This window comes from uncultured Mediterranea sp., assembly GCF_902493215.1.
Lineage (GTDB): Bacteria > Bacteroidota > Bacteroidia > Bacteroidales > Bacteroidaceae > Bacteroides.
This window is the reverse complement of the sequence record NZ_CABUOL010000028.1, coordinates 1-14,631: the sequence shown is the minus strand read 5'-3', so window position 1 is coordinate 14,631 and position 14,631 is coordinate 1. Positions and strand designations below refer to the sequence as shown.

Below are 14,631 nucleotides of genomic sequence, written 5' to 3'. Positions count from 1 at the left end.
ATATCGCAGACAGTAGATTATTTCTTATATTTCAAATCATATTTGATGATCATATCCAACAGCGTGATAGAAGAATCTTCCATTTCGCTAGTCAGAGCTTCAATCTTAGACAGGATGTAGTTGTAGAATACCTGAAGAATCAAGGCTACAATCAAACCGAAGATAGTAGTAATCAAGGCCACCTTCATACCACCTGCAACAACCGTCGGAGAGATATCACCTACCTGCTGGATCTTATCGAATGCCTGCACCATACCGATTACAGTACCCAAGAATCCCAGAGACGGAGCCATTGCGATGAACAGCGTGATCCAAGAGCAACCCTTTTCCATGTAGCCGGCCTGAACGCCACCGTAAGAAACTACGGACTTCTCAACTACATCTACACCTTGATCAAGTCTCATCAGACCCTGATAGTAGATAGAAGCGATAGGACCTCTTGTGTTACGGGCAATGTCTTTGGCACCTTCTACATCGCCTTTTTCCAAAGCGGCTTCAACTGCACCAATAAACTTCTTTGTGTTGATCTCAGCCAAGCTCAAGTAAATGATACGTTCGATGCAGAATGCAAGACCGATCACCAATGCGATAGCAGGGAAACTCATGAAGAATGCAGAACCTTCGATGAACTTTGTCTTCAGTTCCTTGTGAATACCACCTTCTTCTACAGCTACTGCAGGAGCAGCAGCATCGCTGGCAGCCTGTGCAGCAGGAGCTGCCTGTTCTGTTTGTTCCGCTGCAGGAGCATCCTGAGCATTAGCAAGTTGAGTTGAGCCAAATGTTAAGACTCCCATCACAGCAACAATTGCAAATAACTTTTTCATTGTGTGTCTAATTTTTAAGATTAATTAATTAAATTACTTATTGTATTTATTTGTTGTCTTTCACCATTCATGCGGAGAGAGGGGGATTCGAACCCCCGATACCCTTTAGGGGTATACACGCTTTCCAGGCGTGCCTCTTCAACCACTCGAGCATCTCTCCTTATGCAATGACCGCTTCAAATCGGATGCGAATTGCAAATAATTTGCGAGCCATCCGCTTTTTCAGCTACAAATGTATTCTTTTTTTTCTTCTCACATCGCATTCTGCGCCTATAATCTTTAAGAAAAACCCAAAATTAATAAACTTTAAAGTCTTTGTACCCTTATTTGAGCATTCCAAACACTTTTAAAGCGCTTGCCGAAGTGCGTTCTGCCACTTCTTCGGGAGGCAAGCCATAAACATCCGCAAGCTTCAACAAGACATATTGCACATAGGCGCTTTCGTTACGCCGCCCCCGATAAGGGACGGGGGTCAGATAAGGCGAGTCGGTCTCCAGCAGCACTCTGTCCAAAGGAACTGTTGCAAATACCTCGGAAAGGCGGGAGTTTTTGAATGTCAAAACACCGTTTACCCCCAATAGGAAACCTGGAAATTCAAGAACCTTTGCCGCCTCGTCTGCATTGCCCGTAAAGCTATGAAACACACCTCGAAGGCTGGTTACACGATAATCCTCCATTATCTTATATATAGGTTCGAACGCCTCGCGGCAATGGATGACTACCGGCAGGTCGTACTCCAACGCCCAATCGAGCTGTCGCCGAAGCACGATTTCCTGTTCCTGACAAAAGGTCTTGTCCCAATACAAATCCATACCGATTTCGCCTATCGCCACATACGACCGGCCGAAAGCCAGCTCCGAAGCGACCATCTCCAGCTCCTTTTCATATCCTCCGTCTACCGAAGTGGGATGAAGCCCTATCATCGGAAAGCAATAGCCAGCATATCTGGTACACACTTCCAGCATCGGGCGGATGGTGGTACTGTCTATATTCGGCATAAAGATATGGGAAACCCCTGCCGCGCGGGCACGTTCAATGACCTGCGGCAAGTCTTCGGAAAACTCTTCCAAAAACAGATGGGAGTGTGTATCAATCAAGTTCATTCTTCAATTCCTAACTTTACTTTTTCGCTGGTGCGATAATAATAGATAACTCCATAGGAACGGCACAAATCCAAGCGCTTGTCAGCCGGTTCTATCCCACTGAATTTCTCCTCTATCTGATTCCACAAATCCAAGATTAGCGAATCGGCTTCACGACGCATGGCAGAAACAGCCTCCAGACTTCGGGCCGTGGCTGCCTGAAATTCCCGCTGACGCTCGTAGCTGTCGGCAAAAATATCGTAATGCACTTTCACCTTGGCGATAGTAGGATTATATATAGGTATGCCTCCTTCAGAAATGCGACGGTTCTCGCCATCGATGATCTTACTCCCCCACTCCAACAACGACTGTTCCCCCGACAGGTCGGGCAACGTATGCTGGTCGTCGAGTCCGTAATAAGATTTATGGGCAACTCGAATCTCCGAACGTATGACGGCCAGATTGAGAACCTGAATGAAATGGGAAAGATACAACCGAGCCATCTTCACATGCGCCTGATGCTTGCGCCCGGCCTTTGCCTGCCGCTCGAAGCACTCAGTATAGAAAGCATGCGCCGCCTCGAAGCGGGGCAGGAAGTTGCGCACCGCTCCCACCGTCTTGAAGCTGAACGGCAAGCCATAGGGATTGTCATAGCCATCGGCTTTTCCAAGCGCCGTCTTCATTGCACGAATACGAGCCTGGTCGGTATTGGGTAATCTTCTATAAGGCATACGCTATTCTTTCTTTTCCAACAACAAGCGAATCAAGACTGACGGTACATCAAGCTTTCCATCAGTTCATGCAACTCCCGCTTACGCTCCGAAGAGACGCCGACCAGCGCCAGGCTTTCTTCGGCACGTTGGGTATAGGCTTGAATTTTCTGTTCGCACAAGGCCTTGACTCCAATGGCGTCATACAGAGCCGTTACCGAAGCTACCTTCTCGGCCGGATCGAATTGTTCTGCCTTGACCCATCGCTCCAGTTCGATGCGCTGCGCATCCGATGCCTGGCGGAAGGCTTGGATAAGCAGATAGGTTTTCTTGTTGCACAAGATGTCTCCCCCTATGTTCTTACCAAACACGTTGGTGTCGCCATACACATCCAGCAAGTCGTCCTTCAGCTGGAAGGCTACCCCCAGATTCATGCCGAAGTCATAAAGGCGGTCGGCGTCTTCCTGCGAAGCGCCGCCCAGCAATGCGCCCACCTTCAGTGCGGCGGCCAGCAGGACGGAAGTCTTCAGGCGGATCATCTCCAGATATTCGGTTTCGGACACGTCGTCGCGGGTCTCGAAATCCATATCAAACTGCTGCCCTTCGCAAATCTCCAACGCCGTCTGGCTGAACAAGTCCATCACCGGCTTCAGCAGGGGGGCCGGACAACCCTCGGCCATGAACTGATAGGCCAGCACCAGCATGGCGTCGCCCGACAGGATGGCGGTATTTTCATTCCACACCTTATGTACCGTCGGTTTGCCGCGGCGGCGGTCGGCCTTGTCCATCAGGTCGTCGTGCAACAACGTATAATTATGGTAGACCTCGATTCCTGTGGCCTGGCTGAAGATGCTCTCCACATCTTCTTTATACAAATTGTAAGCCATCAGCATCAGAACCGGGCGGATACGTTTTCCTCCCAACAACAACACGTAGGAGACAGGCTCGTACAACCCCATCGGACGACGGTCAAACTGAAGCGCAGCAATGTGCGCATTGATTTTCTCAAGAAGTTCGGAAGACTTGAACATAGTTGGCTGAAAGAAAAAAATGGAATATGTAGGAACGAAAAGAGGCTGCACACAGGCAACCTCTTCCGTCTTTACTATTTGACAATCAAATTACTGCAATCTGAACATTACGGGCACGGTGTACTTCACACGCACAGCCTTACCACGCTGCATACCCGGCTTCCACTTCGGCATGGAACTGACCACGCGAAGGGCTTCCTTGTCGAGGTAGGGGTCAACGCCACGGATAACCTTGGCATCTACGATACCACCGTCGGCATTTACCACAAACTGTACGGTTACACGACCCTGCGTACCGTTTTCCTGAGCGATGGTAGGATACTTGATGTTGTCACTCAGATACTTGAACAGGGCAGCCTGTCCGCCGGGGAATTCAGGCATGTGTTCTACCACCTCGAAGATTTCCTGCTCTTCAACCACTTCTTCTTCTACCGTAGGAGGCACGTAAGCGATTTCTACTGCCTGACCAGTTTCCTCGGAAGAAGCGATTTCAGTTGACTCGATATCCATCTCGTCGTCCACAATTGTCAATTGCTCAACAAATGCGGGAGCCTCAGGAGGAGGCGGAGGAGTCACCTGCTCCGGTTGTTCCGTAATAGGAATTTCAATTTCCTCTTCAAACACAAGATCGGATACGGCCTGGCTCATGTCAATCTTCTTGTCACGCTCCGTCCATTCGAAGGAGACAAAAAGGAAGGCAAGCACAATTACGTAACCGATGAGCAGCCAAGTCGATTTTTTGTTCTCCAAGTCTGCTTTAGGCGATTTTTTAACTTCCATAATTTATAATTAATTTTTAGTGTTTCCCATTTGGGGCAAATATAGCACTTTTCCCATGAATGTTCATGCGCGGATGTCTTTTTTTACACAATAACCGCTGCATTTTCGTTTTTTTAATCATTCATGATGCCACTTCTGCTTTTGTGCTACAAATGTAACGAGATATTTTAAAAATAGCCTTATCTTTGGCATGTTTTTTTGAACAAAAAGTGAAATGTTCCGTTTTCCAAGCAGAAACATTGCATTTCAATGAAGAAACCACCTTATTAATATATAGAACAATGAGAAAGATTATCATTGCCATCGACGGATTCTCGTCGTGCGGAAAAAGTACCATGGCCAAAGACCTGGCCCGCGAAATAGGCTACATCTACATCGACAGCGGAGCCATGTATCGTGCCGTCACCCTGTATTGCATCGAGAACGGGCTTCTGCACGACGGACAAATCGATACCGCAAAGCTTCAGAGCGAGATTAACAACATCCGCATCTCCTTCCGCTCCAATGCGGAGACCAACCGCCCCGACACCTACCTGAACGGCGTGAATGTGGAAAGCAAGATACGCACCATGGAAGTTTCCTCCCATGTCAGTCCTGTAGCTGCCCTCGACTTCGTACGTGAAGCGATGGTCAAACAACAGCAAGAAATGGGACAGGCCAAGGGCATCGTTATGGACGGCCGCGACATAGGCACCACCGTCTTCCCCGACGCCGAGCTGAAGATATTCGTCACCGCCTCGCCCGAGATACGTGCCCAGCGCCGCTACGACGAGCTGAAGGCCAAAGGTCAGGCCGTGAACTTCGACGAAATACTGGAGAATGTAAAGCAACGCGACTACATCGACCAGCATCGCGAAGTGAGCCCCCTGCGCAAGGCCGACGACGCCCTGCTGCTGGACAACAGCCATCTGACCATCGAGCAGCAGAAGGCCTGGCTGGCCGAACAGTTCGCACGCGTAGCCGGACAATAAGCCTCAACCCCGCCCGACTGGGAAAACATTGTTTTCCGGTCGGGAAAGCAATGTTTTCCAACCCGCAAAACACCGTTTTATCTTATGGCAAAAGTAGAAATAGACGAAGAATCGGGCTTCTGCTTCGGAGTGGTCAACGCCATCAGCAAAGCCGAAGAGGAGCTGGCCAAAGGCGGCACGCTGTACTGCCTGGGCGACATTGTGCACAACAGCCGCGAGGTGGAGCGCCTGAAGGCCATGGGGCTCGTCACCATCAACCACGACGAATTCAACCGCCTGCACGACGCCAAAGTGCTGCTCCGCGCTCATGGCGAACCGCCCGAGACCTACGAGACGGCCCGCCGCAACCACATCGAAATCATCGACGCTACCTGCCCCGTCGTCCTCCGCCTGCAGAAACGCATCAAGCAGGAATATACCCAAAACACGGAAGAGGACAAGCAGATAGTGATTTATGGCAAGAATGGCCATGCCGAAGTGCTGGGACTCGTCGGACAGACGGAAGGAAAAGCCATCGTCATCGAGAAGCTGGAAGAAGCCAAGTCGCTCGACCTGAGCCGCAGCATACGCCTCTACTCGCAGACAACCAAGTCGCTCGACGAATTCCAACGCATCGTAGAGTATATCAAGGAGCACATCTCGCCCGATGTCACGTTTGAATATTACGACACCATCTGCCGACAGGTGGCCAACCGCATCCCCAACATCCGCAAGTTTGCCGCCTCGCATGACCTGATATTCTTCGTCAGCGGCAAGAAAAGCTCCAACGGCAAGATGCTTCTCAGCGAATGTCTGAAGGTGAACCCCAATTCGCACCTGATAGACAGCCCTGAAGAGATAGACACCTCCCTGCTGGCCAAAGCGTCCTCTATCGGCATCTGTGGAGCCACTTCAACTCCCAAATGGCTGATGGAAGAAATCTCGCACGCGATTGAAGAGAAACTCCAAACTTCGGCAAATTAACGAAAATTATTATAGCTACCCTAAGCTTTTTCGTATCTTTGCAACGTCATTTATTAACTAAAAAAGATTGTTATGGGAATAGTTAAGTGCATAGGCATTCTGACTTCCGGAGGAGATGCTCCGGGTATGAACGCAGCCATCCGTGCGGTGACACGCGCAGCCATCTACAACGGACTTCAAGTAAAAGGTATATATAGAGGATACAAGGGTCTGGTGACCGGCGAAATCAAAGAATTCAAGAGCCAGAATGTAAGCAACATCATCCAGCTGGGAGGAACCATCCTGAAAACAGCACGTTGCAAAGAATTCACCACTCCTGAAGGTCGCCAGCAAGCCTACGACAACATGAAGAAGGAAGGCATCGACGCCCTCGTTGTTATCGGCGGCGACGGTTCGCTGACAGGTGCTCGCATCTTCGCACAAGAGTTCGACGTGCCCTGCATCGGCCTGCCCGGCACTATCGACAACGACCTCTATGGTACGGATACCACCATCGGATATGATACCGCCCTGAACACCATCCTCGACGCCGTCGACAAGATTCGCGACACAGCTACATCGCACGAGCGCCTGTTCTTCGTCGAAGTCATGGGACGCGACGCAGGTTTCCTGGCCTTGAACGGTGCCATTGCATCGGGTGCCGAAGCAGCCATCATCCCCGAATTCAGTACGGAAGTCGACCAATTGGAAGAGTTCATCAAGAACGGTTTCCGCAAGTCAAAGAACAGCAGCATCGTCCTCGTTGCCGAAAGCGAACTGACGGGAGGTGCTATGCACTATGCCGAACGTGTAAAGAATGAATATCCGCAATACGATGTACGTGTTACCATCCTTGGCCACCTGCAACGCGGTGGAAGCCCCACGGCCCACGACCGTATCCTGGCCAGCCGACTGGGTGCCGCTGCCATCGACGCCATCATGGAAGGCCAGCGCAACGTGATGATCGGTATCGAACACGACGAAGTGGTTTACGTACCCTTTACCAAAGCCATCAAAAACGACAAGCCCATCAAGAAAGAGCTTGTCAACGTATTGCGCGCATTGTCTATCTGATTGCTATATCAGTAAAACGAACAATATCTATAAGAAATCGGCTGTCTGCCAGATGATCATCTGTCCAGACAGCCGATTTCTATTTTCATGGAGTTCAATATCAAATACCTGTATCTACAGGGTTCTTGTCAGGGAATAAAGGACCATACAATACGGTTCGCTTCAACACCTGAAGCTTGCCATCCTTCACAAATTCCTCTCCACGCTCGGACAAGTGTTGCACCATCGCCGCACGGAGTTCTTCCAGACGGGCGCGATAACGCTTCTCACCCACTACATTCTTCAGTTCGTGAGGATCTTTCTCCAAGTCGAACAATTCTTCTTCCCCTGTATGGAAACGCCAGACGTACTTAATTTTTCCATCGGTCAACGCGCACCAATAGTTGTCAGGACTATAGCAAGTGGCATGTTCCAAATCAATGTACTTACGCCATTGCTTCTTCCCGCCGTCCATCAATCTCACCAGCGACTGGCCATCCATATCAGAAGGCACCTGTCCACCGGCCATTTCAAGGAAAGTAGGCAGCAAGTCTCTCAGTTCGACCGGTTCTTCAACTTTTCCACCTTTTTCGAAGCCGCAGGAAGAGGGCCATTTCACAATATAAGGTATATGCACAGAGCCCTCGTAGGGATAAGTTTTCCGCCAATGATAATGGTCACCCAACATGTCACCATGGTCGGACACGTAGCATATCAGAGCGTTGTCATACATTCCTTCTTCCTTCAGTGCCTGCACAATCTTACCGATTTCCTCATCTACAAAAGTGACGTTGGCATAATAGTGACGGCGGGAATTCTTGGCATATTCTTCACCAAAATTACCGAAAGCCGCATCGGACGGAGCATCGGAAGCATTCTTCTGTACTGCATATCCTTTGTCCTTGCACCACTCTCCCACGTACGGAGCCGGCACATCGCGGTCCTTGTAAACATCGGCCAAACGCTGTGGAGGGTCATAGGGGCTGTGAGGACGGGCGAACGACACCTTCAGGAACAAAGGCTGCCCATTTCCGTTTTTATGATTGTGTATCATTTCACAAGCGGTTTCGCCCGTCCATACCGTCGGATGAAGCTGCTCAGGGAGTTTGTATACCGCCGCCCCATGATCATTCCAGCCTACATGGGTAGAATCGGGATTCAAGCCAGGCGCCTGTGTCTGAAACCACAAACGGTAATCGCTGATGAAATCCTTGCTTTCCACGCGTCCGCTCTCGTCAACCAGTGTGCCGTGAAAGCCATGCAATGATTTCTGGGGGAACCAGTGCATCTTACCGATACCAAATGTAAAATAATTCAGGTCACGCAGCATCTGCGGCATTTCGTAACGGTACTGGTTGCCTACCCTGCCATACCCCAACATGCCATGATGCCAGGGAGAAAGCCCGGTCAACAGTCCGGCACGGGCAGGTGTACTGCTCGGTGTAGAAGAATAGCCGTTCAGGAAGAGCGTACCATCATCCGCCAAAGCATCCATATGGGGAGTGATGACAGAAGGATTGCCCATGCACTGCATGGCATCCCCCCGATGCTGGTCGGATATAATAAGAATAATGTGCGGTTTCTGCTGTGCCGCCAGGCAGCCCGGTACCAGACAGGCACCTGCTGCCACCGCCCAAGCGGCATCAGACCATTTTCTTGTATTCATGATTTTAGAAATTTAATGTAAAAGACTGTGTTGCACCCGCATAGACCGGGTCATCAGAAGGGCGGAATTCAACCGTCTGTTTTCCACCTTTTCTTCCTTTTATTTCAACGTTTATCTGAATGGACTGGCGTGTCTGACCCGGATCGGCTACATGGACAATCGGATGCTTTGTATCAACATCCTTCAGAATCAAGGCACAAGGTTTGTCAACCCGCACGGCCAGCTTCCCGTTACGGAATTCCCCCGGCTGATAAAACACCAATTGCCAAACGCCCAACTTCTTGTGACATACAGCCTGTAAGTCAGCCGTATTACTCAATATTTCAACGGGCAACCGCTTGCAGTATTTATCCATCCCAGCAGCAGTTTGCTTGCCTGGAACTACCACATAGGCATACGTACTGCCTTGCGGCCGGCGTCCATGGTCCATACTCAACGTAAATACAGTTTCTTCAACCGGTTCTTTACGGTTCACACTGTTATTGATGTCATACCAACTGCCGCTTTGCCGCTGTACACCCGCTACCAGACGTCCACCTTGTGGAAAGACATAACCGATTCCGTCGTGCAACACCCAGTCTGCCTCTTCATAAATCTTCTCTTCGGCTGGAAGTGTTTCCTGTTTGCCGGCAACCGATATCAACGCTCCCGATGACGAAGCCAGACACTGGTTGACAGATGTATAAACATCCTCCGGAGAAGAAGAAGTGACATCCGAACCCAGACAAACCACCTCATCATCGAAGAAGAACCAGGCTTTGTGTGCACCGGTATTGACACCCTTATACGTATCCATATACGCATAAGCCGTTGCGCCATAAAGGCTGTCGGACACCCCACCTGCAAACGTAGAAGTACCCGGTGTCTGCCAGTCGCTTGCCGCCAATGGAATTACCTTCACTTGGGGAGCCGTCACACCCGGAATGCGTGTCCAGTTCCAGGCCGGGAAAATGTTATAATACTCTCCACCATGCGTGGTGATGTTCGTACAACCATCCGACAAGAAATAGGTCTTCAGATTTTCACCGTTGCCATATTCACAACGCATGGTTCGGGTAGAGGCCAACCGGACATCGAAAGAATATGCCGGACGTACATGCAAGGTATAGTCCCCCCGGAAATAATGCGTATGTTTCGGCCGAATCCCGTCACCCGGTTCTTTCGTTCCTTCCATACGTGCTACGATGGTACGGAATTCATCGGCATGTGCCTGGTCCAGTTCTACCATACGCTTGGCAAACAACAGCGCATTCGACTTGTTCAAGATCCCCGGACGACTTACTCCACGTCCCAACACATCAAAAGACATATATTTGCCACGGATGGTAGCATAATAGGTTTCACGCATGAACTTGCTGATCAGCTCCAGCTTGTCCTGCGGCATGGCAAAGCGGGTACCACGGGTATACATGGCAACCTGGGTCACTCCCTTCAGAATCTCGTCGCCGTACCCGCCGATATACAACTGACGTCCATGCTGGAAGTTACTGTTGTCATGCTGGAATCCTTCCTTCGTTGTATACACCACCGGATTGTAGACATTGTCCAAAGCAAAAGCCAGATCCTCAGCGTTCCGTTGCAGGCAGGAACGATAAATCCAGTGCAAGGCAATATCGGTACGGTTGGCCCCCGTCCACTTCGCCGGATTACCACCGTCCTTCTTCACACGCTCCAGAATCTTCTTTTCGAGTTCTGCCGGAATCTGTTTTTTACCTACACGCATCTGAATGAGCAAGACACCCAATTTTTGAGGTTCGGCAATCTGATTGTACCACCAATTGTGGCACCAGGGATTCCGTTCGTCCCAGTACTCCAATCCTTTCACAATCTTCTCATACAGTCCCTCTTCCTGAAAATGCTTGTTATTCGGATGGGTATAGGCAAATACAAAATCACTGATACGTTCTATGTGTACCAGCGGAGGCCAGTTCGTACGTTGGATGCTGGCATAATCCACATCCGTAAACGAGCCGTCCTTTTCATTATATTTCGCCAACGCCTCATCAATAGTAGGATTGGCAGCAAAATCCTGACGTATTTTCTGCATCAGAACTTCAAATTCATCATCGGTATCCAACCGATTCTGCATCTCAACCGTCTTTCCCATGCCGGATACCATCCAACACAAAAAGACAGCCAGCCAATAAAATCTTCTGTTCATGTTCATTCCTATTTATTATTTCACCGCTATTTCAGCAAATCCCATCGCTTCTCCCTCCGTTACCATACGGGTAGCTTTCAAATACAGATAACGCGCTTTGACTGGAGTGAAATATACCGACTGCATCACCGGATTGTTACGGATATTGGAAAACTCGCCCGACTTGACCGTTTGCAGATGCTGTCCGTCAGCTCCTGCTACAGACAACTCGTAATGCGATACAAGCCCCTTGCTCGGTTCGCTCTGATCGGGCAGGAAATGGAAAGAAGAAATAAAGCGTTCGCTTCCCAAGTCAACCGTCAGCAAGTCTCCTTCCACGAAACAGGTTGTTTTCCCGTTACGGTCGGTAGCCGCCTTCGCGTCCTCATCCTTTATACCGGAAAGTGTAAAAGGAAGACTTCCCATTTTTTCCAAAGACACTTCACTGAAGATTTTGTCTGCATTCTCACCGGCATCATATACCTCGATATTGTTGATGCACAACGGTCCACGGGAATCGGTAATCCGAACGCGGATGCCATCCGTCACTACAGAAGAGAAACGCAACAGGCGCTTATATCCGATGGTCGTAGTCTCCTCGTTCAGCACAACAGGCATCCAGTTGCCCGAAGGATCGCGATATTCCACCGTAAAGGCTTTCACCCGCTGGCCCAAAGGAATATACTCCTGCAAGAGCATGCGGTTCATCCGTACAGCCGAAGGGAGAGAGAAAGTGATATCAGCCGTCTTCACACTGTCGGCCGTAGCCCAATAGGTATCATAATCATTGTCTGTCAAAGCCGCAGCGACATAGTCACCACCCCGTTCATTGCTGACCTGCGGAACCATTCCCTTCACCAGATTCACGGCCAGTTCCTTCTGTATCATCTGGCGGAAACGCACAGCGTTGGCCGAATCAATCGGATTGATCAGGCCGTTACGGTCTACCGGGAAGTTCAGCAACAAGGTCCCGTTGTGCCCCACACTCCGATAATACAGATCCACCAGCTGCTCGGGTGTCTTTACAAGACTGTCCTGTTCCGGATGATAGAACCAGCCCGGACGGATGGAGACATCACATTCGGCAGGCACCCATTGGTTGCCGTCGGCATGGCCGTACTGCAATTCGTAATACTTGTCATAACCGGGATACACTTCCCCCTTACGCAGGAACGACCAGTTGGTAGCACCGGCAAAACCTCTCTCGTTGCCTACCCAGCGACAGCCCGGCCCACCATCCGAGAAGATGACAGCCTGGGGCTGTATGCTGTCCAGCATCTCATAGATGCGGGGATAGTTATAATAGTTACGCCGGTCGATGGTTCGTGTCTCTTTCGCTCCGCCATACCAGCCGTCCCCTCCGTTGGCACCATCGAACCATACCTCAAAGACCTCTCCATAATTGGTCAGCAGATCGCGCAACTGGGCATAAAAGTAATCCAAATATTCCGGTGTCCCGTAATTGGCCTGATGCCGGTCCCACGGCGAAAGATACACGGCAAACTTCAGGCCATACTTCTTGCAGGCTTCCGACAGTTCGCGCACCACATCTCCCTTACCATTCCGGAAAGGACTGTTGGCCACGCTGTACTCGGTTCCGGCAAAAGGCCACAGGCAGAAGCCGTCGTGATGTTTGGCCGTCAGAATCACTCCTTTCATACCGGCAGCTACCAGCGTTTTGGCCCACTGTTCACAATCCAACCGGGCCGGATTGAACATCTCCGCCGGCGTGTCACCATATCCCCATTCACGGTCGTTGAACGTATTCAAACCGAAATGGATAAAAGCATACGTTTCCATCTTCTGCCATTCCACCTGTTTCGGTTCGGGAATGGGAAGAATCGGTTCCGGCGCTTCGACGCGTGGCGCACACGAGAACAAGGCCGACGAAACCACCGCACAAGAACATGCAGCAATCAAATTGGTAAAATTCTTCATATCTGTATTTTTTTAAGTGTAAAAATGACTCCGTTACATAAAGACCGTTTTCCGTTCGGCGATAGAGACCTTGGACCAGGGAGTGACCGAAGTCCACAACGCCAGGTCGTCCACGGTCACCGGATATGGCTCTCCTCCGCGGATATCTTCTTCCAGTGCCTTCAGCATGACATAGTCCATTCCCCCATGATGCGCATCCACCTCGACGGCCTCCTGTCCCCACTGCCGCCAATACCGGTGTTCATACCGGTTGATGTAGCTCTCGTCCGGTTCCCATGTCTCTTCCGGACTGCTTCCTTCCACATAGATCAACCGGCGGTCACCCTGCCAGATGCCTTTCGTGCCCTGTACCTCGAAGTCCAGGCTTCGTGGCCGGGGCAAGGTCGTGTCGTGTGTCAACGTCAGCAATACCCCGTTCTCCGTCTCCAGCTGGGTAACCACCACATCGCCCAAAGCAATCTTCACACTGCTGTCTCCCCCCAAGTCTTTGATGCGTTGCCGCAATCCGGCGGGTTTGGAAGCAAACGAAGTCAGGCACTTGATGCGGTCCGTCCGTCCGATACCGGCAAACAGACAAAGCGGAGCCAGTCCGTGCGTGGGATACAAGTCACCGTTTTCTTCCTGATAAAAACGGCTTCGCCAGACACTTTCCGTCTTTTCACGGTTACCCAGCGTACCGTCATCGTCCAGCAACAGGCGGCGCAAGTCATGCCGGTAGCCTCCGCGCATATACACGATTTCTCCCAACAGGCCTGCCTGTACCATATTATATATAGCCAGATTCTCCCGCATGAAAAGCGTGTTCTCCAACGGATAGATTCGGCGGCCGGTGCGCGCGGCACATGCTATCAAGGGCCGGTATTCGTCTATGTAAAGCCCTCCCTTGATTTCCAGAGCCACATCGGCCCCGCATTCCATGCAGTGAAGCGCATGCCGCACGTGGCAATGCCAGGGAGAAGCCACGAATACCAGCTGCGGCTTCTGTTCGGCCAGCATCCTCCGATAGTCCTCTTCCCCCCTCTGATAACAAGGGATACCCGCCACGGCGTCTTCCTCCACTCCCGGATCCGCAAACGCCACGATACGGAAACCTCTTATGTGCTGCAGCAGTCCGTACAACTGCCTTCCTCTATATCCCAAGCCAATAAATGCTGTCTTTATCATAATCCATCAATCGTTTCCATTCCTTATGGACAGAAAATTGTCCAAAGATAAAGCTTTCTGTTTTGTTTACCAAAAAGAGGAATTAAAAACCAACTATCATAAGCTATCAATTAGCGACTTTTAGGATAACTTATATTGAAAAATATCTGAAACAAGTTTCAATATTTTGTTCTACGATTGCCTTTCCTTATATTTGTTGTAATAAAGTATTTTCCCTTTGAATATCAACGGATTGAATAAAACTCGCACGAGAACGGGCAACGGATAAGAAAAAGCTGGACTGTGTAGAACTGCCATATTTCTCATGCTTTCAAATAACTCTTTAATTCG

General features: G+C 50.2%; 12 protein-coding genes and 1 tRNA gene. 3 read left to right on the top strand and 10 right to left on the bottom strand.

The genetic code is table 11. The features are described from left to right. Positions 1-17: 17 nt before the first annotated feature. The 6 genes from RDO88_RS12615 to RDO88_RS12590 all read right to left on the bottom strand — a co-directional run bounded on the left by RDO88_RS12615 (position 18) and on the right by RDO88_RS12590 (position 4,427). Entirely contained in the window at positions 18-824 is an 807-nt protein-coding gene (locus tag RDO88_RS12615; RefSeq protein ID WP_307759707.1) for a MotA/TolQ/ExbB proton channel family protein, read from the bottom strand. A gap of 72 nt (positions 825-896) precedes the next feature. Then, a tRNA-Ser gene (locus RDO88_RS12610) sits at positions 897-984 on the bottom strand. 163 nt (positions 985-1,147) lie between these two features. After that, positions 1,148-1,927, bottom strand: coding sequence for a TatD family hydrolase (locus tag RDO88_RS12605; RefSeq protein ID WP_307759706.1), 780 nt, complete (start codon positions 1,925-1,927; stop codon positions 1,148-1,150). Beyond that, on the bottom strand, positions 1,924-2,637 hold the full coding sequence (locus tag RDO88_RS12600; RefSeq protein ID WP_307759705.1) for a hypothetical protein: 714 nt from the start codon (positions 2,635-2,637) through the stop codon (positions 1,924-1,926). Before RDO88_RS12600 ends, RDO88_RS12605 begins: the two co-directional genes overlap by 4 nt. A 32-nt stretch (positions 2,638-2,669) precedes the next feature. Next, on the bottom strand, positions 2,670-3,647 hold the full coding sequence (locus tag RDO88_RS12595) for a polyprenyl synthetase family protein (protein WP_307759704.1): 978 nt from the start codon (positions 3,645-3,647) through the stop codon (positions 2,670-2,672). A 90-nt stretch (positions 3,648-3,737) separates the two neighbouring features. Then, positions 3,738-4,427, bottom strand: coding sequence for a TonB family protein (locus tag RDO88_RS12590; protein WP_307759703.1), 690 nt, complete (start codon positions 4,425-4,427; stop codon positions 3,738-3,740). 281 nt (positions 4,428-4,708) lie between these two features. On the opposite strand from RDO88_RS12590, the gene cmk reads away from it, so the two are divergent. The 3 genes from cmk (at position 4,709) to pfkA (ending at position 7,414) form a co-directional block, all read left to right on the top strand. Further along, the gene (gene cmk, locus RDO88_RS12585; protein WP_307759702.1) at positions 4,709-5,398 is read left to right on the top strand and encodes a (d)CMP kinase; all 690 of its coding nucleotides are present in this window, start codon (positions 4,709-4,711) and stop codon (positions 5,396-5,398) included. Positions 5,399-5,482: 84 nt separating this feature from the next. Beyond that, positions 5,483-6,361 carry a 4-hydroxy-3-methylbut-2-enyl diphosphate reductase gene (locus tag RDO88_RS12580; protein WP_307759701.1) on the top strand — a complete coding sequence of 293 codons (879 nt, stop codon included), beginning with the start codon at positions 5,483-5,485 and terminating at the stop codon, positions 6,359-6,361. Between the two features lie 72 nt (positions 6,362-6,433). After that, on the top strand, positions 6,434-7,414 hold the full coding sequence (gene pfkA / locus RDO88_RS12575) for a 6-phosphofructokinase (RefSeq protein ID WP_021847098.1): 981 nt from the start codon (positions 6,434-6,436) through the stop codon (positions 7,412-7,414). Positions 7,415-7,514: 100 nt separating this feature from the next. Here the strand turns inward: pfkA and RDO88_RS12570 are convergent, their stop codons facing one another. From RDO88_RS12570 to RDO88_RS12555, 4 genes are read right to left on the bottom strand one after another with little or no spacing between them, the layout of a single operon-like run. Next, on the bottom strand, positions 7,515-9,059 hold the full coding sequence (locus RDO88_RS12570) for an arylsulfatase (protein WP_307759700.1): 1,545 nt from the start codon (positions 9,057-9,059) through the stop codon (positions 7,515-7,517). Positions 9,060-9,063: 4 nt separating this feature from the next. Further along, positions 9,064-11,220, bottom strand: a complete 2,157-nt coding sequence (locus tag RDO88_RS12565; protein ID WP_374043953.1) for a polysaccharide lyase 8 family protein — start codon at positions 11,218-11,220, stop codon at positions 9,064-9,066. A gap of 15 nt (positions 11,221-11,235) precedes the next feature. Next, the gene (locus tag RDO88_RS12560) at positions 11,236-13,137 is read right to left on the bottom strand and encodes an alpha-L-fucosidase (RefSeq protein WP_307759699.1); all 1,902 of its coding nucleotides are present in this window, start codon (positions 13,135-13,137) and stop codon (positions 11,236-11,238) included. Between the two features lie 33 nt (positions 13,138-13,170). Then, entirely contained in the window at positions 13,171-14,301 is a 1,131-nt protein-coding gene (locus RDO88_RS12555) for a Gfo/Idh/MocA family oxidoreductase (protein WP_307759698.1), read from the bottom strand. Positions 14,302-14,631: the final 330 nt, after the last annotated feature.

Excerpts from the sequence above, each read along its gene's own strand:
- RDO88_RS12615 (WP_307759707.1), bottom strand. The coding sequence starts at position 824 with ATGAAAAAGTTATTTGCAATTGTTGCTGTGATGGGAGTCTTAACATTT.
- RDO88_RS12605 (WP_307759706.1), bottom strand. The coding sequence starts at position 1,927 with ATGAACTTGATTGATACACACTCCCATCTGTTTTTGGAAGAGTTTTCC.
- RDO88_RS12600 (WP_307759705.1), bottom strand. The coding sequence starts at position 2,637 with ATGCCTTATAGAAGATTACCCAATACCGACCAGGCTCGTATTCGTGCA.
- RDO88_RS12595 (WP_307759704.1), bottom strand. The coding sequence starts at position 3,647 with ATGTTCAAGTCTTCCGAACTTCTTGAGAAAATCAATGCGCACATTGCT.
- RDO88_RS12590 (WP_307759703.1), bottom strand. The coding sequence starts at position 4,427 with ATGGAAGTTAAAAAATCGCCTAAAGCAGACTTGGAGAACAAAAAATCG.
- cmk (WP_307759702.1), top strand. The coding sequence starts at position 4,709 with ATGAGAAAGATTATCATTGCCATCGACGGATTCTCGTCGTGCGGAAAA.
- RDO88_RS12580 (WP_307759701.1), top strand. The coding sequence starts at position 5,483 with ATGGCAAAAGTAGAAATAGACGAAGAATCGGGCTTCTGCTTCGGAGTG.
- pfkA (WP_021847098.1), top strand. The coding sequence starts at position 6,434 with ATGGGAATAGTTAAGTGCATAGGCATTCTGACTTCCGGAGGAGATGCT.
- RDO88_RS12570 (WP_307759700.1), bottom strand. The coding sequence starts at position 9,059 with ATGAATACAAGAAAATGGTCTGATGCCGCTTGGGCGGTGGCAGCAGGT.
- RDO88_RS12565 (WP_374043953.1), bottom strand. The coding sequence starts at position 11,220 with ATGAACAGAAGATTTTATTGGCTGGCTGTCTTTTTGTGTTGGATGGTA.
- RDO88_RS12560 (WP_307759699.1), bottom strand. The coding sequence starts at position 13,137 with ATGAAGAATTTTACCAATTTGATTGCTGCATGTTCTTGTGCGGTGGTT.
- RDO88_RS12555 (WP_307759698.1), bottom strand. The coding sequence starts at position 14,301 with ATGATAAAGACAGCATTTATTGGCTTGGGATATAGAGGAAGGCAGTTG.